This window comes from Cellvibrio sp. KY-GH-1, assembly GCF_008806975.1.
Classification (GTDB): Bacteria; Pseudomonadota; Gammaproteobacteria; order Pseudomonadales; family Cellvibrionaceae; genus Cellvibrio.
The window spans coordinates 2,213,765-2,235,115 of sequence record NZ_CP031728.1 but is presented as its reverse complement, the minus strand read 5'-3'; the positions used below and the strand labels follow the sequence as shown (position 1 = coordinate 2,235,115).

The following is a 21,351-nucleotide window of genomic DNA, read 5'->3' as shown; positions in this document are numbered from 1 at the left end:
TAATCTTCTCTCTTGATGTTAAATTCAGCTAATCCCATGACAACACCAGATTCAAATTCTCCGCTTGCGCGCTATGGGCGCGATTTGCTGCGTCCCGACTTTCGCCATGATCCGGCCCAGGAGGCTGCGGTTAAGCATTTGCAGCATTTGTATGAGCAGTTGGTTTCAGCGTGGCGGGCCGAGCAACAACAGAGTCTGTTCGGTAACTTTTTTAAGCGTTTTAGTGGTGATTCATCAAGGGAATTGGTGCGTGGGTTGTATTTTTGGGGTGGGGTAGGGCGCGGTAAAACCTACCTGATGGATAATTTTTTTGAGAGTTTGCCATTTGAGCAGAAGCTGCGCGCACATTTCCATCGCTTTATGCGCCGGGTTCATGCGGAGTTGAAAAAGCTTGATGGTAAAAAGAATCCACTCAAACTGGTGGCCGATACTATTGCGGCTGAGGCGAGGGTGATTTGTTTTGATGAGTTTTTTGTATCGGATATTACCGATGCCATGATTCTTGGCACCTTGATGGAAGAGCTGTTTGCGCGTGGTGTTACGCTGGTGGCTACGTCTAATATTGTCCCTGATGGCTTGTACAAAGATGGGCTGCAGCGTGCGCGCTTCCTGCCTGCCATTGATTTACTGAACAAACATACGCTAGTGGTGAATGTAGATGGTGGTGTGGATTATCGTTTGCGTGCGCTGGAACAGGCGGAGTTATACCATCATCCACTAGATGATGCCGCTGACGAAAGCTTAATGTGCAGTTTTAAAAGCCTGGTGCAAGCTGGCGCCGAGGTGCGTGAGCAGTTAGAGGTGGAAGTTGAGGGGCGGATGATTCAGTCCCGTTATATCTCCGAGGGGATTATCTGGTTTGATTTTGTTGATCTCTGCGATGGCCCTCGCTCGCAGAACGATTACATCGAGCTGGCGCGCGAGTATCACACGGTTATTTTGAGTAATGTCCCAGGCTTGGGGCGGGCAAAGGATGATCAGGCTCGCCGCTTTGTAAACCTTGTGGATGAATTTTATGATCGCCAGGTTAAGTTGGTTATATCCGCGGAGCTCCCGCTAGCGGAGCTGTATTCTACCGGCAAGTTGGATTTTGAGTTTCAACGTACTGTGAGCCGGTTGCTAGAAATGCAGAGCCACGAATACCTGACGCGGCCGCATCGCCCCGAATAGTCGATCGCCTTGCGGATGCCGAACCTATATTCTGGTTGAAATCTACTCGTCGTATGTGTAGTATGCCGCCTCCCTGATTTCAGGGGTGTTTGATTCATTTAAATCAGTTCCACATCCAATTTAGGCAGGAATAACATGAAGACCTATATTGCCAAACCTGAATCTGTCGTACATGACTGGTTCATCGTGGATGCGGCGGGTAAAACTCTCGGCCGTTTATCTGCGGAAATCGCCTCGCGTCTGCGTGGCAAGCACAAGCCAGAATTCACTCCACACGTTGATACCGGTGATTACATCGTTGTTATCAACGCGTCGCAAGTGCGTGTTACTGGCCGTAAAGCTACTGACAAGGTTTACTACCATCACACCAACTTCGTTGGCGGTATCAAATCTACTACCTTCGAAAAGTTGATGGAAAAAGCTCCAGAGCGCACTATCCAGATCGCCGTTAAAGGCATGCTGCCAAAAGGCCCGCTGGGTCGCGCTATGTTCAAGAAACTGAAAGTTTATGCAGGTAATGAGCATCCGCATGCTGCTCAACAGCCTAAAGAACTGAGCATCTAAGGGGAGTCGACATGTCTGCACAATTTTACGGCACAGGCCGTCGCAAGACCTCTACCGCACGTGTGTTCATCACTGCCGGTACTGGCACTATTACTGTAAATGATCGTCCTCTGGACGAATACTTTGGTCGTCCGGTAGCGCGCATGGTTGTTCGTCAGCCGCTCGAGCTGGTTGGTCTGGTAGAAAAATTTGACGTAAATGTTACTGTCTCTGGTGGCGGTAGCTTTGGTCAAGCTGGCGCTATTCGTCACGGTTTGACTCGCGCTCTGATGGAGTACGATGAGAGCCTGCGTGGCGATCTGCGTAAAGCTGGTTACGTAACCCGCGATTCTCGTGAGGTTGAGCGTAAGAAAGTTGGCTTGCGTAAAGCGCGTAAAAAGCCACAATTCTCCAAGCGTTAATGATTTCTTGCGGTGGGTTTTGTGCCTGCTGCTTGATGATCATCAAAAAAACGCCCAAGTCTTTTCTGGCTTGGGCGTTTTTTTACGTCTAAAATTGCGGGCCAATAACCCACTGTTTGTGTGTGGTTATTCTTGTAAGCCGTGTGTGAATTCATTAAGATTGCCCGCCTTTTCTTGAGTCACCCAATAATCCTTTGTCGTCGGACTTGGTTGCAGAATCTTTGCACAGTCGCAGCGCGATTTAGGCGATTTGCTAGCCGTTAGCTGTTAGGGGAGAAATTCGTCATGAGTAATGACGCAGTAAATAAGACGCGCCGTCGTGTATTAATCGGAGCCACTTGTGCAGTGGGTGCGGTTGGTGTGGTTGGTGCAGCAGTGCCGTTTGTAGGTTCCTGGAACCCGAGTGCCAAGGCGAAAGCTGCAGGTGCTCCTGTGAAATACAACCTTAGCAAGGTAGAGCCGGGCGCTATGGTCACCGTTGAGTGGCGCGGTAAACCGGTGTTTGTGGTGCGTCGTACCCAAGCCGCACTGGATAGCCTGAAAAAGGTAGAGGAGTTGGGAGTATTGCTCGACGCAAACTCGGAAGAGCCTCAGCAACCTGAGTATGCAAAAAATCCAGAGCGTGCCATCAATAAAGAGTTTGCGATCCTGTTGGGCGTTTGTACCCATTTGGGTTGTGCACCTATGTATCGTCCGGATGTACACGCGGCGGACCTGGGTGGTGAGAAATGGCAGGGTGGCTTCTTCTGCCCATGTCATGGTTCGAAATACGATTTGGCAGGCCGCGTTTACATCGGCGTTCCTGCTCCACTGAACCTGGAAGTTCCTCCTCATCGTTATGAGAGTGATGCTGTAGTTGTGATTGGCGAAGATCAAGGGGCTTAAGATGAATTGGTTAGTTGGATTGTGGCAATGGGTTGATAAGCGTCTTCCGGTACAACGTGCCTGGGATACCCATATGGGTAAATACTACGCACCCAAGAACTTTAACTTCTGGTATTTCTTTGGTGTGCTTTCGCTGCTGGTATTGGTTAACCAATTGGTTACCGGTATCTGGTTGACCATGAGCTACAACCCTTCAGCAGAAGGTGCTTTCGCGTCTGTTGAATACATTATGCGCGATGTGGATTTCGGTTGGTTACTGCGTTACATGCACTCTACCGGCGCTTCTGCATTCTTCATCGTTGTTTATCTGCATATGTTCCGCGGCATGATGTACGGTTCTTATAAGGCTCCACGTGAACTGGTGTGGATCTTCGGTATGACCATCTATCTGGTGCTCATGGCAGAAGCCTTTATGGGTTATGTATTGCCTTGGGGGCAGATGTCCTACTGGGGTGCACAGGTAATTGTTTCGCTATTCGGTGCTATTCCCGGTATTGGGGAAGATTTGGTGCAGTGGATTCGTGGTGATTACCTGATTTCCGGTATTACCTTGAACCGCTTCTTCGCCCTGCACGTAGTGGCGTTGCCAATTGTATTGTTAGCTTTGGTAATGATGCACATTTTGGCGCTGCACGAAGTGGGTTCAAACAACCCTGATGGTGTTGAGATCAAAAAGAACAAAGATGAGAATGGCATTCCGCGCGATGGCGTTCCTTTCCATCCGTTCTATACAGTGCACGATTTGGTGGGGATCACAGTATTCCTGTTTGCCTTCTGTTTCATAATGTTCTTTATGCCGGAGATGGGCGGTTTCTTCCTTGAATACGCCAACTTCGAAGAAGCTAACAACCTGAAGACACCAACACATATCGCACCGGTATGGTACTTCACTCCTTTCTATGCGGTACTGCGCGCAGTGACCATGCAAATCGAACTCGGCCCAATGGTATTGACCGCCAAGTTCTTAGGCTTTGTGGCTATGGCAGCGGCAATCGCTATTCTGTTCGTATTGCCCTGGTTGGATCGCAGCAAGGTCAAATCTATGCGCTATCGCGGACATATTCCACGTATTGCGCTGATTGCATTTGCCTCCATGTTCGTTGTTCTCGGGTATTTGGGTGTTAAGGCTCCAACGGAAGGTAGAACCCTGCTATCGCAAATTGCCACAGCGTTCTACTTTGCATATTTCGTAACTATGCCGGTTTGGACAACTACGAGTGCAGAAAAAGCCAAATCCAAAACCTCGTGGGTGTTGAGTGGTGCTTTTGCGGTGATCTTTGCCTGGATGGGTGCTGTTTATATCGGTGGTGATGTACCTGCGCTGCTGATTGGGTTCTGCTTCCTGCTAGCGGCTATCTTCGCGGTTCTGCCCTTGTTGGCGGCGCGTGATAAAGATTTGGTTGAGCCGACTCGTGTTCAGGCCAAAGGATTGCCGGGCTTGTTGGTTGCTGCTGGCTTTATCCTGTTTGTGATTCTGGCGGTCGTACCTATCAAAGCGGTGGCATCTGAAGGTGCTTTCAATTGCGGTGCGATTCCTTGTGATTACATGGAGGCTGACCTGAATGACAAGGATTCATTGCAGCGTGGCGCCAAATATTTCACGAACTACTGTATGGGTTGCCATTCACTGAAATATTCCCGTTTTGAGCGTGTAGCTGATGACTTGGGTATTCCCCATGATGTGATGGAGCAAAACCTGATTTTCGGCGATCAACGTATCGGTCAATTGATGGAGATTGCTATGAAGCCCCAGCAAGCCAAAATTTGGTTTGGTGTGGTTCCTCCGGATTTGACTTTGGTTGCGCGTGCACGCTCACCTGAGTGGATTTATACCTATTTGCGTAACTTCTACAAAGATGAAACCCGCCCATGGGGTGTTAACAACCGTGTATTTCCTAATGTGGGTATGCCGCACGTGTTAATCGGCCCGCAAGGCTTGCTTGAATGCGGTGCCGGCCCAAAACTGAATCATCACGGTGGCGCGTTGCGCAACGATGTTGGTCAGGTGGAAATCGATGAGCATTGCGGTGCGCTCAAAGAAGGTAAAGTTAAGGGTTCTATGTCTCAAGCTGAGTTTGATGAGGCGGTGTATGACCTTGTTAACTTCCTGGAGTATGTGGCTGAGCCAATCGCTGTAAAGCGTCAGGGCATTGGATACTATGTCTTGGGCTTTCTGGTAATTTTATTTATCTTTGTATACTTCCTGAACCGTGAGTTCTGGCGAGAAATTCACTGATAGATCTGCAACAAACAAAAAGGGCGACGCAAGTCGCCCTTTTTGTTTGAGTCTATTGTTGAATCCCTGTAACTTGATGATGTTGTTTACTTTCAAGGAAAATTTTATGTCCATGTCTTCCAGTCGCCCTTACTTTTTGCGCGCCATCTACGAATGGATATTGGACAATAATTGCACCCCTCATATTTTGGTGGATGCCCATGTGCAAGGAACCCAGGTACCCCAGCAGCATGTCAACAAAGATGGTCAGATCATCTTGAATATATCACCCACTGCAGTGAAAGATTTTTTTATGGATAATACGGCGGTTTCCTTTAATGCTCGTTTTAGTGGTGTGGTGAATAATCTGTATATCCCCACAGGCGCCGTTCTGGGTATCTATGCCCGTGAAAATGGCCAGGGGATGATGTTTGAGGCGGAGGCACATCCCCAGCCGCCGGTGCCGCCTCCTACCCCACCTACACCACCGGTTAAGTCAATAGGGGATGGGGCGAAACGGCCCGGACTCAGGGTTGTGAAATAAAACTAGACTCAACAACACCAGCTGCGGCTGGTGTTGTTGCTTTAGGTGCAGGTTTGTGACGCTTGTGCGACATATTTGTGACAAAAACATTCGTTGGTCACATTACTGTCATATTCGCTCGTTAGAGTAGCGCTCAGTGGTAAGGCAACCTTGCCATCTAACCAATCTACGCAATGACTAACGGAGCGCTCTATGAACGCCAAGAACATTATCAAGGGGCTGGTATTGGCCGGCTCTATGGTTTGCACTGCTGCACTGCAGGCTGCCGTTGATCCAAAGTTGCCGGAATACAAGGTGGCAACAGGGGTTTCCGGCAACGTTAACTCAATTGGTTCAGACACACTGAACAACTTGATGACCCTTTGGGCAGAAGATTTCAAAAAGCTGTACCCGAATGTAAACATCCAGATTCAAGGTGCTGGTTCTTCAACTGCGCCACCAGCGTTGATCGAAGGTACTGCTAACTTCGGCCCAATGAGCCGTGAAATGAAAGCTGAAGAAGTTCAGGCTTTCGAAGCAAAATACGGTTACAAGCCAACTGCTGTGCCTGTGGCGATCGATGTTTTAGCAGTCTATGTAAACAAGGACAACCCGGTAAAAGGTTTGTCGCTGCAACAAGTGGATGCCATTTTCTCTGCTACCCGCAAGTGCGGCGAAGCTAAAGATATCACCCGTTGGGGTGAGGTAGGTCTTGAGGGTGCATGGGCGAACCGCGATTTCACCATCTACAGCCGTAACGCAGTATCGGGTACCTACGGTTACTTTAAGGATGAAGCCCTGTGTAAAGGTGACTTCAAAGCAACTATCAATGAGCAACCAGGTTCTGCTTCGGTAGTGCAGGGTGTATCAGAGTCGATCAACGGTATTGGTTACTCAGGTATTGGTTACATCACTTCTGGCGTGCGTGCGTTGCCACTCTCCAAGAAAGATGGACAACCATTCATAACGCCTGATGCAACTCACGCATTGGATGGCACCTATCCTCTGGCGCGCGTGTTGTATGTTTACATCAATAAGCACCCAAATCGCAAGCTGGATGCTCTGCAGCTCGAGTTTTTGAAGATGGTTCTCTCCAAGCAAGGTCAGGAAACTGTAGTGCGTGATGGTTATATCCCGCTGCCGTCGACCATGACCACCAAAGCGCTGGCTGATCTGCAAAAATAACTAATTTGCTGATGTTAAAGGCCGCCCCGATGGGCGGCTTTTTTTCGTCCTAGTGATTTGTGTTACAGAAAAATGACAATCAAATCGGGTTTTGTAACAAAAGTGTCATTTTTGATTGTTAGGATTCTCGTGCCAGAAGTTTAATCAGGTGAGCAGACCATGTCCGAACCCATTCCCTTGGTAAAAGAAACCGTCAGCTTGATGCCGACACTCGAACAGCGCAACCGCCTGCGTCGCCTACGCAAATTTAAGGATGGCTTATCCCGTTATGGAGTGATGACCGCCGGCATGGCGGTTGTTTTTTCATTGGGGTTGATATTTTTCTACCTTTTCTCTGAGATCGCACCCCTGTTTCGTGGGGCATCGGTAGAGGTAGTCAAAACTTATACACCTGAGGCCCTTCATCAAGCGCCGGAAGATGAAACAGAATTCCTGACCCTGGAGCGCTATGAAGAAATTGGTGGCAACTTTAAACGCAGTGGCGCTATTAGTTTCTTCACCGTGGATGACGGTAAAACCCTGCTGTCTGCTCAAATGCCAAAATCGGAACGCAGCGAATTTTCGGCGCTGGCAACCAGTACGGCTGATCATGGTCTGGTAGCTTACGGCTATAACAATGGTCAGGTTGCTGTCGCGAAAACAGAATATGAACTCAGCTACCCAAACGACAAACGTCAAATTACTCCTAGCATTGAATTTCCACTAGGCGATCAGCCAATTCAATTGGATGAGAAGGGCAGTGCTTTAAGCGTATTAGCGATTCAGGAGACCTCCAGTGGTACGTTAATTGGAGCCTTGACGGCCGATAATAGGTTAATACTCGGTGTATTTAGCAGCAGTCGCAATTTAATTACCGGTGCGGTAAACCTCGAGCAGGAAATTTTTACTTTACCACCTTTGCCACAAGGCGCGACCGGTACGCACATGCAAATCGATGAGGGGGCACAACATCTGGTTGTTGCAACCGATAAAGCGCAAATTATTTTGTACAAAATTGTTAGCCCTTCTGCGGCAGAGCGCAAAGAAGCCGTGGTTATTCCTCACGGAAAAATCACCGCCATGCAATTTCTGGTAGGCACGGGTTCGCTGGCTGTGGGCACTAGCGAAGGCCACGTAAGTCAATGGTTTTTAGTGCGCGACCAACACAATGAATATCACGTAACCCATGTGCGCGATTTTGATTCTCTGCCAGGTGCAATTACCGGGTTTGCCCCGGAGTTTGCGCGTCGCGGTTTTTGGGCCGGCGATGTTAAAGGCAATATCGGTATTTATTTCGGCACGTCGCAGCGCACCTTGTTAGTTGAGTCCATGGGCGACAAACCCATTAACAAAATTGCCGTATCACCAATAAACAACCGCGCTTTGCTAATTGATAACAGCAAAAATTTGTCACTACTCGATGTTTGGAACAAACACCCGGAAGTATCTTTCAGCTCGCTCTGGCAAAAAGTGTGGTACGAAGGTCGCGATGCGCCGGAATATATTTGGCAGGCTTCTTCAGGTAGCGACAACTTCGAAGCCAAGATGAGTTTTGTCCCGCTTTCGTTAGGTACCTTAAAAGCCGCTTTCTTCGCGATTTTATTTGCGGTTCCGCTGGGTGTGATGGGCGCAATTTACACCGCTTATTTTATGACTCCGAAATTGCGCGGCATTGTAAAACCGACCATTGAAATTATGGCGGCGCTGCCGACAGTAATTCTCGGTTTCCTTGCAGGATTGTGGCTCGCGCCTTTTATTGAAAATCATCTACCCGCAATTTTCAGCATATTAATATTGTTGCCAGTCACTATGTTGGTAACCGGATTTGCGTGGAGTAAGTGCCCTGAATCTGTCCGCAACAAAATGCCGGAAGGTTGGGAGGCGGTAATTGTGTTGTTACCAATTGTTGCCACTGTGTGGGCCTGCGTTACGGTCAGTCCATTAACGGAAGTCTGGTTTTTTAATGGCAGCATGCGTCAATGGTTTACCGATGCCGGAATAAATTACGATCAGCGCAACGCGTTGGTGGTGGGAATTATCATGGGCTTTGCAGTTATTCCAAGTATTTTTTCTATCGCTGAAGATGCCGTGTTCAGTGTACCGCGTCATCTCACACAAGGTTCGCTCGCTTTAGGCGCAACGCCTTGGCAGACGATGGTGGGAGTAGTGTTGCCAACCGCAAGTCCAGGTATTTTTTCCGCAGTGATGATGGGGTTTGGTCGGGCAGTGGGTGAAACCATGATTGTGCTGATGGCAACTGGTAATAGCCCAGTGGTGAATTTCAATATCTTCGAAGGTATGCGTACGCTATCGGCAAACATCGCGGTGGAATTGCCTGAAACTGCAGTAGGTAGTACGCATTTCCGGGTGCTGTTCCTGGCGGCACTGGTGTTACTTGCACTGACGTTCGTAGTGAACACCTTGGCAGAAGTTATTCGTCAGCGTTTGCGTCAACGCTATAGCAATCTGTAATTTCAGATGATTTTTTTCGGAAGCCTGTAATGAAAAATTTATTGAAACGAAAAACGTCCTGGTTCAGCAGTGGCTCGCCCTGGATTTGGCTAAACGGCGGTGCAGTTGCCATTTGTATGTTGATGGTGTTGGGCCTGCTGGGTTTGATTGCGGTGCGTGGTTTTGGTCACTTCTGGCCGGCGGATATTTTGCAAACGTCGATTGTTGACCGCGACGGCGAGCGTCATGTCGTGATGGGTGAAGCCGTGCGCGATGAAATTATTTCTGCGGCGGTAGCACGTGATGGCGGCTACACAGTTGCACCTGAGGTTGAGTTAATCACTCGCCATTTATTAAAAATGGGTAATCGCGATGTCAACGGCCGCGACTTTGCCTGGTTCCTCGATACAGGGATGGATAAGTGGGAATACCCCAAAGATGCGATTGCGATTGAGCGTCGTGAGTGGGGTAATTTTTACGGTTATCCTGTGGCCATTAAAGAGCAGGACCATGTTGTTAGTGAATTAAGCAGCGCTGATTTTTGGCAGCAACTGGATCAGCGGCTCGGTCGTGCATTGGAATTGCATGACAAGATCCATCGCATTGAAAAAGTGGATATTGGTCGTATCAACAATCAAATGGACGAGTTGCGTCTGGAGCGCCGCCGGTTGGAATTGGATGGTGTCGCTGGTACGCAATTGGCCAATGCTGATGCAGAATTGGCTGAGCGTCGCGCGGCGCTGGAAGCAGAATACGAAGTGATAAAAAAAGAGCGCGATGAAATCCTTACGCAGGCAACACGTGACAAATTAATTGCGCGCACCGCAGACAACAAAGAAGTTGTGATTGCGTTCGATCATATAGTGCGCGTTACTCGCCCGAATGATATGGGTGTGATTGCCAAGTCAGGTCAGTACGTGGAGCGCTTCTGGGAATTTATGACAGCCGAGCCGCGCGAGGCAAATACTGAAGGCGGTATCTTCCCGGCAATTTTCGGCACCCTCACGATGGTAATCGTGATGTCTATTATGGTTACGCCATTTGGTGTGCTGGCGGCGATTTATCTGCGTGAATACGCCAAACAGGGCACTTTCTTAAAAATTATTCGTATCTCTGTGTATAACCTCGCCGGTGTTCCTTCGATTGTGTACGGAGTATTTGGTTTGGGATTCTTTGTCTATACGCTCGGTGGCAACATCGATGAATTGTTTTATACCGAGTCTTTGCCATCGCCAACCTTTGGTACTCCCGGTTTATTTTGGGCGTCGTTAACGCTTGCATTGTTAACCTTGCCGATTGTGATTGTATCGACAGAAGAGGGATTGTCGCGTATTCCCAGCACGATTCGCCAGGGCAGTCTTGCGCTGGGCGCTACCAAAGCGGAAACCCTTTGGAAAGTGGTTGTGCCGCTAGCAACACCCGCGATGATGACGGGTTTGATTCTGGCAATTGCTCGCGCGGCAGGTGAGGTTGCACCATTAATGTTGGTGGGGGTTGTTAAGTTAGCTCCCGCCTTGCCGGTAGATGGCAATTACCCTTACTTGCACCTGGATCAAAAAATTATGCACCTCGGCTTCCACATTTATGATGTGGGCTTCCAAAGCCCTAACGTAGAAGCGGCGCGCCCATTGGTATATGCCACTTCATTAACGCTGGTGTTGTTGATTATTGCCCTGAATATTACCGCCATCAAAATCCGTAATAACCTGCGTGAAAAATACCGCAGTGCGTCGGATTAATGGGTACGTGGGTTTGTAATAATTTTGTCATTTATTTGCAATATATTGTTCATCAAAATTTAACCGAGTCTTACACAGGCCCCGAATATGAGCCCAACAGCACTGGTAGAACCTATTAAGCTTGAAGTGAAAAACCTCAACTTGTACTACGGTCCGAAACGCGCGTTAAACACTGTGAATATGAAAATTCCAGAGAAAAAAGTGACTGCCTTTATCGGCCCTTCCGGGTGTGGTAAGTCAACTTTATTGCGCTGCTTTAATCGCATGAACGATTTGGTAGATGCCTGCCGCATTGAAGGTGAAATTTTGTTGGAAGGCGCTAACATTTATGACAAAGCGGTCGATGTGGCTGAGTTGCGCCGCCAAGTGGGAATGGTGTTCCAAAAACCCAATCCATTCCCAAAAACTATCTACGAAAATGTTGCCTATGGTCTACGCTTGCAAGGTGTGAAATCCAAGCGTGTATTAGACGAAGTAGTCGAAAAATCATTGCGTGGTGCTGCGCTTTGGGACGAGGTAAAAGATCGCTTGCACGACAACGCCTTTGGCTTGTCAGGCGGTCAACAGCAGCGCTTGGTGATCGCGCGTGCAATTGCGATTGAACCTGAAGTGATTTTATTGGATGAGCCGGCATCGGCACTCGATCCAATTTCTACGTTGAAAATTGAAGAACTCATTAACGAATTAAAGCACCAGTACACGATTGTGATTGTGACGCACAATATGCAACAGGCAGCGCGCGTTTCCGATTACACCGCGTTTATGTACATGGGGGATTTAATTGAGCACGATTTAACCGATACTCTCTTTACCAATCCCAGCAAAAAACAAACTGAAGATTACATCACCGGCCGTTACGGTTAATGCGGAGGTCGCATCATGGTTATGGATATTACGAGTCACACTCATCATATCTCGCAGCAATACAATATTGAGTTGGAAACCATTCGTACCCATTTGTCAGAAATGGGCGGCATGGCCCAGCGACAAGTGAACGATGCGATCCAGGCGTTGATTGACGCGGATCTGGAACGCGCCGAACAAGTGGTGCGCGCTGATACCAAAGTAAACTCCATGGAGATTACGATTGATGAAGAATGCGTGCGCATCCTCGCTCGTCGCCAGCCAGCGGCGAGCGACTTGCGTCTGGTCATTGCGGTCACCAAAGCGATTACCGATTTGGAGCGCATCGGTGACGAAGCATCGAAAATTGCCCGTCAGGCAATCGCCATGAATAAAGATGGTCATGCACCCCGCGGTTACATTGAGGTGCGTCATATCGGTGGCCACGTGTCGAAAATGCTGCAGGATGCACTGGATGCATTTGCGCGTCTGGATATGGAGTTGGCGCTGAACGTAGTGCAAACGGACAAGCAAGTGGATATGGAATACAGCACCGCCATGCGCGAGTTGGTGACTTTCATGATTGAAGATCCGCGCAGTATTACGCGCGTGTTGAACATCATCTGGTCGCTACGTGCGCTGGAGCGTATTGGCGATCACGCACGCAATCTGGCCCAGTACGTAATTTACCTGGTTAACGGCGAGGACGTGCGTCACTCTAATCTGGAAGAGATAGTCGATAACCTGACCAACAAAGAGTAACCGTTAGGCACCTCATGGATAGAAGGGGTTTCATGCAAGTTTTGCGTGACTAAAGCCAGATCCTCTTGTTAAATAACCCGCGCCTGCACCAGGTGCGGGTTTTGTTTTTTCTGGGGTCACAACAGCGTTTCCTGCTTCAGGCACAGCTTCAAGCAACCATCCAACACAGGGCTCTTGCCGGGGAACGCATAAATATATAATATAAATAGGCTAAATAAATATGCTGGATACAGGGCGCAACCTAACTCACCAGTTAACCCATCAATTGGGTGCGGCGATAGTCCAAGGTCAATATGCGATTGATAAGTCCTTCCCGACAGAGGCGGAATTATCGCAACAATTTAACATTAGCCGCAGCGTTACCCGCGAGGCGGTGAAGATGCTGACAGCCAAGGGGTTGATTGCCTCTCGGCCACGGCAGGGTATCCGGGTCATGCCCAGTACTCATTGGAATATGTTTGATGCAGATGTTCTGGGTTGGACCTTGAATGCGCGGCCATCGCTAGAGCTGTTGCGCGAGTTCACCCAGCTGCGCATGGCGATTGAGCCGGAAGCAGCGGCGCTGGCTGCAGAAAATTATAAGGATGCCGCCAAGTTGAAAGTGATTGGCGATGCGCTGGCGCGAATGAAAAAGGCAGATGAGGGGCACGATGATCCACTCGCGGCAGATATAGAGTTTCACTGTGCAATTTTGGCTGCAAGCAATAATCGCTTTTTCTTCCAATTGCGCGAGTTTATCCAGGTTGCGTTGCGAGTAAGTATCGCGAGTACCAACCAGTTAAAGGGTGTACTGACAGCCGATTATGATGATCACAAGCGTATCTATGATGCGATTTGTGCGGGCGATCAGGACGCCGCTAGCAAGGCGGTCAAAACCTTGCTGCAAGAAGTTATGCAGTTAATCAATGTCTCTCTGGTAAAACCGAAATAGATTGCCACGGTCAGAGCTTTCTACCTGAGCTAAAATCGGTAAGCAAAGGGTTAGAACCCGGAGAGAATTGAACATGCAAAGTTATTCAAGCCATCAAGGATACACCCGCTACGCCAGCCTGCAGGGGCGTGCGGTGTTTATTACTGGCGGAGCCACGGGGATTGGCGCGGCACTGGTTGAGGCTTTTGTCTCCCAGGGGGCGAAGGTCGCGTTTGTCGATATCGATGTAGCGGGCGCCGAGGCGCTATGCGATGAGCTGGTGCAAAAAGGTCTTTCGCGCCCCTGGTTTGCGGCATGCGATGTTAGCGATATAGCAGCGCTGAAACAGAGTATTGAGAAAGCGGCTGAAGATCTGGGCGAGATCAGCGTGCTGGTCAATAATGCGGCGAATGATCAGCGTTACGACACACGCACTATGACAGAAGACAATTGGTATCGCGGTTTGGCAATTAATTTGCACCCGGCTTTTTTTGCCGCGCAAACTGTGCAGCCGATGATGGCAAAATTGGGTGGTGGTTCGATCATTAATATCAGTTCCATCAATGTCCAGTTTGGGCCGCCCAATTTGGCCAGTTACATCACCGCCAAAGCCGGTATTTTGGGAATTTCCAAAGCCCTGGCAACTGATTACGGTGTGGATAATATTCGAGTGAATTCTATTTTGCCTGGCTGGGTCGCAACACCCAAGCAATTGGAAAAATGGCTGACACAGGAAGAAGAAGCAGAACTGATGAAGCGCGTTTGCCTGAAAAAACGCTTGGGGGCGCCGGACGTTGCCAGCCTTGCGTTGTTTTTAGCGGCCGATGATTCTGCCATGATCACCTCGCAAGAATTTGTTGTCGATGGTGGGAGGATATAAGCACGAGCAACAGTGCAGATTGAATTAAGTAATGCCCGGGAAGCATTCATCAGTACCACTGGTGAATGCTTCTTGCTTAAAGAGAGAGCTATTTTTAATACGCGAGACAAGTTGGCACCTTTAGACCCAAAAGTCGTAGTAGACCAAGAAATCGCAGTCCTGATAAAAACAAAATTTTTTAATAACAAAGTGCTTTGTGTCTGAAGCACTACTACATAGAGGTTAATCATGATTCTTAACGGCATTGATATAGGCGTATTGGTCGTCTACACGTTGGTGTTATTAGGTGTGGCCTGGTGGGTTTCCCGCGATGAAAAAGGGCACGACAAAAATGCGAATGACTACTTTCTGGCAAGCAAATCTTTGCCCTGGTGGGCGATAGGCGCATCGCTGATTGCCGCAAATATTTCGGCAGAACAAATCATTGGTATGTCCGGTTCTGGTTATGTGATCGGAATGGGCATCGCGGCTTACGAGTTAATGGCGGCAATTACGCTGATTATTATCGCAAAGTATTTTTTGCCGATCTTCCTCGCCAAAGGCATTTACACCATGCCTCAATTTTTGGAAAACCGGTATGACGGACGCGTGCGCACTGTTATGGCGATTTTCTGGCTCGCGCTTTACACCTTTGTAAACTTAACCTCAGTGTTGTATCTGGGTTCATTGGCTATTTCACAATTCCTCGGTGTAGACATGTTGTATGGCATGATCTTTCTCGCCATTTTCTCTATGACTTACTCCATTTATGGCGGCCTTAAAGCGGTAGCTATGACCGATATCATTCAAGTTGCGTTATTGGTATTGGGCGGAATTTTGGTGAGCTATCTCGCGTTAAATCAAATTTCTGGCGGGGCTGGTGTAGTCTCCGGTTTCTCTACCTTGTTGGAAAAAGCACCGGAAAAATTCGATATGATTTTGTCGCCGGATAATCCTAACTACAGCAACCTGCCAGGTATTTCAGTGTTGATTGGCGGCTTGTGGATTATGAATATCAGCTACTGGGGTTTTAACCAATACATCATTCAGCGCGCTCTGGCTGCAAAAAGTATTCAAGAGGCGCAAAAGGGAATGGCATTCGCCGCTTACGTAAAATTGTTTGTGCCGATTATTGTGGTACTGCCGGGAATTTGCGCAGTAGTCCTCGCGCCGGATTTGGCGAAAGCAGACCAAGCTTATCCTGAAATGATGAAGTTATTACCACACGGGTTGTTGGGGGTTGCCTTTGCTGCCCTGGTTGCAGCGATTGCTTCGTCATTGAGTTCTATGAGCAACAGCGTGTCCACCATTTTTACTATGGATATTTATAAAAAATCTATTAATCCGGAAGCATCAGAACACAAACTGGTATTTATCGGTCGTGCAACTGCGACCGTCGCGATGATCATTGCGGTATTGTTGGCCAAACCTCTAGTGGGTAAATCCGAGCAGGCATTCCAATTTATTCAAGAATTTACCGGCTTCTTTACCCCGGGCATTGTGGTGATTTTCCTGTTTGGTTTCTTCTGGAAAAAAGCAACCGCTGCCTCTGCGCTAACCGCTGCAATTGCCTCTGTAGTGTTGTCTTGGGCGTTTAAGATTTATTTGCCCGAAATGCCATTTATGGATCGTGTTGGTCTGGTATTTATTTTGTGTTGTGTGTTGGCTGCCGCCGTTACCTATCTTGCTGGCGCTAAAGCACAGGACAATGCGATTGATCTGAAAGGTATTAGCTTTAAAACTACTGGAGGCTTCAACATTGCATCGCTCGGTGTAATTTTGGTGCTTGTCGTAATCTACGCTACCTGGTGGTAAGCTGACCCCCATTCGGGATAAAAAAATGCCCCTTTTTAGGGGCATTTTTATTTTTACAGCTGTGAATTTCCCTGCGGAAGTTAGAGTTAGTTGTTAACTCAGCAGCTTGCGAGAATAGTTTTTCCCAAAATGACAGCAACTACCGATCAAAAGATAATCGCAATGACTCAGATAACATTAATCGATACGGTTCCCTGTGAAAACCTGTTAGGCGAAGGCGTGCAATGGAATCATCAAGATGGGTGTTTCTGGTGGACGGATATTCATAGCGCAACACTTTATCGCTATCACCTGGATACCAGGAAAATATCGCACTGGGATTTACCGGAAAAACTGGGATGTTTTGCATTTGCAAAAAATGATTCGCGTTTGTTGGCGGCTTTTGCTTCCGGCTTTGCCTGGTTTGAACCGCAAACAGGTGCATTGGCGTGGATTGCAAAACCGGAAGCGCATCTAATCGGCAATCGCTCCAATGATGGCCGCTGTGATCGTCAGGGCCGCTTTTGGATGGGGACCATTCGTGAACAACAACATACCCCGGATCAATGTGCAGCACTTTATTCTTTAACGGCTGATGGGGATGTACATCAGCATCTTGCCGGTTTACATATTTCCAATGCGCTCTGCTGGAGCCCGGATTCGCGCAAGCTTTATCACGCGGATTCTCCGTCACACGCTATCAATGTTTATGACTTTGACGCAGCAACCGGCACATTTTCCAATCGCCAAATATTTGCGCAAACCGAACCCGGTGTGGAACCTGATGGTGCCTGCGTAGATGCGCAGGGCTATGTGTGGAATGCACAGTGGGGTGGCAGTCGCGTAGTGCGTTACGCACCCGATGGCGCTAAAGATTTTGTATTACCCATGCCGGTATCCCAGGCAACCTGTGTTGCTTTTGGCGGCGAGCAATTAAATGTTTTGGCGGTCACTAGTGCGCGTATTGGGTTAAGTGATGAAGCATTGCGACAGCAGCCACAAGCTGGAAATTTATTTATTTTTCAAACCGATATTCAGGGCTTGGAAGAATCCCGGTTTGGTTAACACGGAAATATTTATGACACAAGCATCTATTCAAATTGTGCAAGCCGATTACAAAAATCCACAACACGCGCAGGACCTGGTGTATTTGTTAAATACCTATGCCACTGACCCTATGGGCGGCGGAACTGCGCTGGCAGATCAGGTGCAAAACACGCTGGTTGCTGAATTGGCCAAACGCGATTTTGCGCTGTCACTGCTTGCCTATGTAAATGGGGCGCCGGCGGGGTTGCTCAATGCGTTTGAAGGGTTTTCTACCTTTGCCGCAAAACCTTTAATTAATATTCACGATGTAATTGTGGTAAAAGAATATCGCGGCTTGCAACTCAGTCAGCGTTTGCTGGCTGCATTAGAGGTAATCGCGCGCGAACGCGGTTGCTGCAAAATAACCCTGGAAGTATTAACCGGTAATGAAGCCGCACAGCGCGCATACCAGAAATTCGGTTTTTCCGGTTATGCTCTGGACCCCAAAGTAGGGCACGCGGTGTTCTGGCAAAAGAAGTTAAATTAATTGACGCAAATACGCTCACGTTAATTGCATTAACTCCAAACCCCATAAGCCAATAGTGACACTAACGAGTGCCCACACGGTGGTGTGCGCTACGATTCTTGCAGCGAGAGGTGCGTTGCCGTTCATCGCTTGCACCATCACAAAGCTAATGGTCGCGCTGGGCGACGCCGCTAATAAAAATAAAATAGCCAGTGCATCACCGCGTAAACCCAAGGCAATTGCCAATGAGCAGGCAATTAGCGGTGAAAGAATTAGTTTCCACACGCAGGCGCTCATGGTGGCTGAATCAATGTGAGTTAAGCGCGCTGTTCCAAGTGAACCGCCAATACAAATTAATGCCAGCGGCAATACCATTTGGCTGAGATATTTTCCGCTATCGAGAATAACCTCTGGTAATGTAATTCTGCATAGGTTTACGAGGAACCCCAGCGCAATTGCGATAATCAGCGGATTTTTTGCAATGCCAATCAGCGTGGGTTTTAATGAAGCGCCGCTCTCGCTCAAGCTGCGGTTCAATACGTAAACGGAGAGCACATTGTAGACAATAACCGTCATTGCAACGGGCAGTGATGCGAGCGCTAATCCTTTCTCCCCATACGCATTGGCACAAAATGCCAGCCCGAGAATTACCAAATTTCCACGAAAAGCACCCTGAATAAACACACCTTCATCGCGTTTATCGCTACAGTGCCAATGGGCTGTTAACAAGCTGCCGATAAAGACCAGTCCGGTCATTACCGCAAACGCAATTAATAAGGTCCAGTCGGTTGCATGCGACGTGTCGGCGGTCGCGCAAGTAATAAATAGCATCACCGGCAAGCCGAGGCTATATACCAATTGCGATGAGGTTTTGATAAAGGTGTCGTTAATCTTGTTGCGCTTTTTGAGCCAAAGCCCGAGAAATAACATTACGAAAACGGGCGCAGTAATTTTAAAGGCAAAAAGAAATGTGTGGAGTGCGTGTGTAAGCACGATTTACCTGAAGCCTAATGCTCGCGTGAAAAATCTTTAACGCCGAAAACAATAAAGCCCGGCGAACCGGGCTTTATTGTACTGCAAATGATGTATGGCAAAACAAACCCGTAGACTTATTCAGGCACTACAAACGGAAAATAACTTTTCGCATTGTTGAAGCTGATGTCCTGAATCATTTTGCCTACCATTTTGGTATCGTTTGGCACTAAACCTTTTGCCATATCGCGGCCCAACATTCCGCACAGTATGCGACGGAAGTATTCGTGACGCGAATAGCTCAGGAAGCTGCGGCTGTCAGTCAGCATGCCCACAAAGCGACTCAATAAACCTAATTGACTCAAGGCTTCGATTTGACGAGTCATGCCATCCATTTGGTCGAGGAACCACCAGCCGCTACCAAATTGGATTTTGCCAGCCACTGAGCCGTCCTGGAAGTTACCGATCATGGTGCCAATGACTTCGTTGTCACGCGGGTTCAAGTTGTAAATAATCGTCTTGGCAAGTTTGTTTTGATCATCCAGACGGCCCAAAAATTTCGCCAGGGGTTTGGCGTAGTTGTGGTCACCAATCGAATCAAAACCCGTATCAGCGCCCAGAGTGCGATACAAGCGCGGGTTGTTGTTGCGAATTGCTCCAATATGGAATTGTTGCACCCAGCCTTTGGCGTGATCTTGCAGGGCGAACTCTACCATCATGGCGGATTGGAACTTCTCAATTTCCACTGCGTCCAGATCTTTGTGGCTCCGGATTTTGAGGAAAATTGCTTTAATTTCTTCGTCGGTGTAATCCGCTGCGTAAACGGTTTCCAAACCATGATCCGACAAACGGCAGCCATTAGCGTGGAAATAATCGTGGCGAATGTCCAGCGCGCGCATTAAATCGGTGAAGGTGTTGATGTTTACATCAGCAGCAATCGCCAACCGATCCAGATACTTGTTGTAGGCTTCAGTATTCTCCACCGCCATAGCGCGGTCAGGGCGCCAGGTTGGCAGCATCGCCGATTTAAACGATTTATCGGCAGCGGCGGTTTTATGATGCTGGAGATCGTGAATTGGATCGTCGGTAGTGCACACCATTTTAACGTTGGCCTGTTGCATCAAGCCGCGCGCGCTGAATTCGGGTGTTGCCAACAATTCGTTGCATTGGTCCCAGGTGCGTTTGGCGTTGGTGCTGTCAAGCAAGCGATCCGTAATACCGAAAGGTTTACGCAGTTCGAGGTGAGTCCAATGGTAGAGAGGATTACGCAGGGTATACGGAACCGTTGCGCACCATTGTTCAAATTTTTCCCAGTCGCTGGCGTCGCCAGTACAGTAGCGTTCATCGACGCCGTTGGAGCGCATAGCTCGCCATTTGTAATGATCACCCGCCAGCCAAACCTCGTAGAGATTTCGGAATTGCTTATTTTGGCCTACTTGTTCGGGCGGTAGGTGGCAGTGGTAATCGATGATTGGCATGTTCTTGGCGTAGTCATGAAACAGCACCTTCGCCTGTTCGGTATCGAGCAAAAAGTCGTCGTGGATAAAGCTCATTCTCACAATTCCTCAAGATATGCCGAGGCAACAGCTTTTCCCGCTGAGGCTGTGCGATGGCAAGAAAGTATTACGCTCAACGCATGTTCCGTCTTTCCTGAAGCTATAGATAAAGCCTAGCTCGAAAAATAAACGAGCAACCTTTGGAAAGGGAGACTGGTTGAATGTTGTTATTCCATCGCGTAATAGCATGCTGCCAATACACGAAGAGATAAGTTTGACCGAGGATTGCCTGCCCAAAAGGCTCAATGGATGACCACACGAAAACCGTAACTATTGGGCGCGCTGCTATGTTGCAGCTTGGGTACCAGTGTAACTGTTGGCAGGCAAAATACCAACTGTTTGGCGTAGCCATTTAGATTGCCTATAACACTTCTTAAACCCGAATGTAATCGTTTACAGTATAATCCCTTCCACCGCTAAACCGGTTAAGCAAAAGTGGATTCATCAACTATAGTCAAAGCAGGTTTTTAGAATATTTGTTGCTACCGCTATTGTTACTCAATGGAGTCTGCTATGACCAAGCCGATTGTGCACAATAACCCTTACTACGCATTGCTTCGTTCAGAGCGGGTGGCGGAGTTTAATCAGCGCAAAGCGCGCGGGGAAGTGAAAGAAAATATGTTGCGCGGTGGCGACTTCCGCGGGTTGGATTTACGCGAGTTGGATGCCAGTGGTCTTGATTTACGCGATGCGTATTTTCGCGGTGCCGATTTGCGTGGGGTTGATTTTCGCAATACGCAACTGGAAGGAGCAAGCTTTTGCCAGGCGCATATCTCGGGTTGCTTTTTTCCCGCAGAGATACCAGCAACAGAATTGCGATTGTCGTTTGATCTGGGAATTCGAGTGCGCTATTTCAGCAAATAGTAGTGTTCTGCTCGCGTTTGGATTTTCGATCAACAAAATTATAAAAACAGTAGCTAATCATGAAATGCCGATTGATCGATACACATGTGATCGATGTAAAAGTGATCAATGCATAAATGATTGGTAA

The 21,351-nt window shown here is 48.3% G+C and carries 19 protein-coding genes; 17 read left to right on the top strand and 2 right to left on the bottom strand.

Annotated features, from left to right (window positions below):
• Positions 1-36: 36 nt before the first annotated feature.
• The 16 genes from zapE (at position 37) to D0C16_RS09595 (ending at position 17,853) form a co-directional block, all read left to right on the top strand.
• Positions 37-1,170 (top strand): cell division protein ZapE, encoded by a 1,134-nt coding sequence (gene zapE / locus D0C16_RS09670; RefSeq protein ID WP_151032156.1) that lies wholly within the window; start codon positions 37-39, stop codon positions 1,168-1,170.
• Positions 1,171-1,305: 135 nt separating this feature from the next.
• Entirely contained in the window at positions 1,306-1,734 is a 429-nt protein-coding gene (rplM, locus tag D0C16_RS09665; protein WP_151032154.1) for a 50S ribosomal protein L13, read from the top strand.
• An 11-nt stretch (positions 1,735-1,745) separates the two neighbouring features.
• Positions 1,746-2,135, top strand: coding sequence for a 30S ribosomal protein S9 (gene rpsI / locus D0C16_RS09660; protein ID WP_151032152.1), 390 nt, complete (start codon positions 1,746-1,748; stop codon positions 2,133-2,135).
• Between the two features lie 285 nt (positions 2,136-2,420).
• Positions 2,421-3,020: a ubiquinol-cytochrome c reductase iron-sulfur subunit gene (petA, locus tag D0C16_RS09655; protein WP_151032150.1), complete on the top strand. Its 600-nt coding sequence runs from the start codon at positions 2,421-2,423 to the stop codon at positions 3,018-3,020.
• Between the two features lies 1 nt (position 3,021).
• Positions 3,022-5,256: a ubiquinol-cytochrome c reductase gene (locus tag D0C16_RS09650; protein WP_151032148.1), complete on the top strand. Its 2,235-nt coding sequence runs from the start codon at positions 3,022-3,024 to the stop codon at positions 5,254-5,256.
• A gap of 106 nt (positions 5,257-5,362) precedes the next feature.
• Positions 5,363-5,779 carry a ClpXP protease specificity-enhancing factor gene (locus D0C16_RS09645; protein ID WP_151032146.1) on the top strand — a complete coding sequence of 139 codons (417 nt, stop codon included), beginning with the start codon at positions 5,363-5,365 and terminating at the stop codon, positions 5,777-5,779.
• A gap of 192 nt (positions 5,780-5,971) precedes the next feature.
• A complete protein-coding gene (locus D0C16_RS09640) occupies positions 5,972-6,943 on the top strand; it encodes a PstS family phosphate ABC transporter substrate-binding protein (RefSeq protein WP_151032144.1) in 972 nt (323 codons plus the stop codon).
• Between the two features lie 159 nt (positions 6,944-7,102).
• The gene (locus D0C16_RS09635; protein ID WP_151032143.1) at positions 7,103-9,394 is read left to right on the top strand and encodes an ABC transporter permease subunit; all 2,292 of its coding nucleotides are present in this window, start codon (positions 7,103-7,105) and stop codon (positions 9,392-9,394) included.
• 29 nt (positions 9,395-9,423) lie between these two features.
• The gene (gene pstA, locus D0C16_RS09630) at positions 9,424-11,112 is read left to right on the top strand and encodes a phosphate ABC transporter permease PstA (RefSeq protein ID WP_151032141.1); all 1,689 of its coding nucleotides are present in this window, start codon (positions 9,424-9,426) and stop codon (positions 11,110-11,112) included.
• Positions 11,113-11,199: 87 nt separating this feature from the next.
• Positions 11,200-11,976, top strand: coding sequence for a phosphate ABC transporter ATP-binding protein PstB (gene pstB / locus D0C16_RS09625; RefSeq protein ID WP_151032139.1), 777 nt, complete (start codon positions 11,200-11,202; stop codon positions 11,974-11,976).
• Between the two features lie 21 nt (positions 11,977-11,997).
• Entirely contained in the window at positions 11,998-12,717 is a 720-nt protein-coding gene (phoU, locus tag D0C16_RS09620) for a phosphate signaling complex protein PhoU (RefSeq protein WP_151034870.1), read from the top strand.
• 220 nt (positions 12,718-12,937) lie between these two features.
• A complete protein-coding gene (locus tag D0C16_RS09615) occupies positions 12,938-13,648 on the top strand; it encodes a FadR/GntR family transcriptional regulator (RefSeq protein WP_151032137.1) in 711 nt (236 codons plus the stop codon).
• A gap of 73 nt (positions 13,649-13,721) precedes the next feature.
• On the top strand, positions 13,722-14,507 hold the full coding sequence (locus D0C16_RS09610) for an SDR family NAD(P)-dependent oxidoreductase (RefSeq protein ID WP_151032136.1): 786 nt from the start codon (positions 13,722-13,724) through the stop codon (positions 14,505-14,507).
• A 228-nt stretch (positions 14,508-14,735) separates the two neighbouring features.
• On the top strand, positions 14,736-16,301 hold the full coding sequence (locus D0C16_RS09605) for a sodium/sugar symporter (protein ID WP_151032134.1): 1,566 nt from the start codon (positions 14,736-14,738) through the stop codon (positions 16,299-16,301).
• A 162-nt stretch (positions 16,302-16,463) separates the two neighbouring features.
• Positions 16,464-17,345, top strand: a complete 882-nt coding sequence (locus tag D0C16_RS09600) for an SMP-30/gluconolactonase/LRE family protein (RefSeq protein ID WP_151032132.1) — start codon at positions 16,464-16,466, stop codon at positions 17,343-17,345.
• Between the two features lie 13 nt (positions 17,346-17,358).
• Positions 17,359-17,853, top strand: a complete 495-nt coding sequence (locus D0C16_RS09595) for an N-acetyltransferase (protein ID WP_151032130.1) — start codon at positions 17,359-17,361, stop codon at positions 17,851-17,853.
• A gap of 15 nt (positions 17,854-17,868) precedes the next feature.
• Here the strand turns inward: D0C16_RS09595 and D0C16_RS09590 are convergent, their stop codons facing one another.
• Positions 17,869-18,762, bottom strand: a complete 894-nt coding sequence (locus tag D0C16_RS09590; RefSeq protein ID WP_255482043.1) for an AEC family transporter — start codon at positions 18,760-18,762, stop codon at positions 17,869-17,871.
• 179 nt (positions 18,763-18,941) lie between these two features.
• Positions 18,942-20,357 (bottom strand): glucuronate isomerase, encoded by a 1,416-nt coding sequence (gene uxaC, locus D0C16_RS09585; RefSeq protein WP_151032127.1) that lies wholly within the window; start codon positions 20,355-20,357, stop codon positions 18,942-18,944.
• Positions 20,358-20,873: 516 nt separating this feature from the next.
• Here uxaC and D0C16_RS09580 point away from each other — a divergent pair.
• A complete protein-coding gene (locus D0C16_RS09580; protein ID WP_151032125.1) occupies positions 20,874-21,224 on the top strand; it encodes a pentapeptide repeat-containing protein in 351 nt (116 codons plus the stop codon).
• Positions 21,225-21,351: the final 127 nt, after the last annotated feature.

Coding starts and splice junctions, on each gene's coding strand:
- D0C16_RS09605 (WP_151032134.1), top strand. CDS start 14,736: ATGATTCTTAACGGCATTGATATAGGCGTATTGGTCGTCTACACGTTG.
- D0C16_RS09590 (WP_255482043.1), bottom strand. CDS start 18,762: ATGTTATTTCTCGGGCTTTGGCTCAAAAAGCGCAACAAGATTAACGAC.
- D0C16_RS09640 (WP_151032144.1), top strand. CDS start 5,972: ATGAACGCCAAGAACATTATCAAGGGGCTGGTATTGGCCGGCTCTATG.
- phoU (WP_151034870.1), top strand. CDS start 11,998: ATGGATATTACGAGTCACACTCATCATATCTCGCAGCAATACAATATT.
- D0C16_RS09645 (WP_151032146.1), top strand. CDS start 5,363: ATGTCCATGTCTTCCAGTCGCCCTTACTTTTTGCGCGCCATCTACGAA.
- rplM (WP_151032154.1), top strand. CDS start 1,306: ATGAAGACCTATATTGCCAAACCTGAATCTGTCGTACATGACTGGTTC.
- petA (WP_151032150.1), top strand. CDS start 2,421: ATGAGTAATGACGCAGTAAATAAGACGCGCCGTCGTGTATTAATCGGA.
- D0C16_RS09610 (WP_151032136.1), top strand. CDS start 13,722: ATGCAAAGTTATTCAAGCCATCAAGGATACACCCGCTACGCCAGCCTG.
- D0C16_RS09650 (WP_151032148.1), top strand. CDS start 3,022: ATGAATTGGTTAGTTGGATTGTGGCAATGGGTTGATAAGCGTCTTCCG.
- pstA (WP_151032141.1), top strand. CDS start 9,424: ATGAAAAATTTATTGAAACGAAAAACGTCCTGGTTCAGCAGTGGCTCG.
- D0C16_RS09635 (WP_151032143.1), top strand. CDS start 7,103: ATGTCCGAACCCATTCCCTTGGTAAAAGAAACCGTCAGCTTGATGCCG.
- D0C16_RS09615 (WP_151032137.1), top strand. CDS start 12,938: ATGCTGGATACAGGGCGCAACCTAACTCACCAGTTAACCCATCAATTG.
- D0C16_RS09600 (WP_151032132.1), top strand. CDS start 16,464: ATGACTCAGATAACATTAATCGATACGGTTCCCTGTGAAAACCTGTTA.
- pstB (WP_151032139.1), top strand. CDS start 11,200: ATGAGCCCAACAGCACTGGTAGAACCTATTAAGCTTGAAGTGAAAAAC.
- rpsI (WP_151032152.1), top strand. CDS start 1,746: ATGTCTGCACAATTTTACGGCACAGGCCGTCGCAAGACCTCTACCGCA.
- uxaC (WP_151032127.1), bottom strand. CDS start 20,357: ATGAGCTTTATCCACGACGACTTTTTGCTCGATACCGAACAGGCGAAG.
- D0C16_RS09580 (WP_151032125.1), top strand. CDS start 20,874: ATGACCAAGCCGATTGTGCACAATAACCCTTACTACGCATTGCTTCGT.
- zapE (WP_151032156.1), top strand. CDS start 37: ATGACAACACCAGATTCAAATTCTCCGCTTGCGCGCTATGGGCGCGAT.
- D0C16_RS09595 (WP_151032130.1), top strand. CDS start 17,359: ATGACACAAGCATCTATTCAAATTGTGCAAGCCGATTACAAAAATCCA.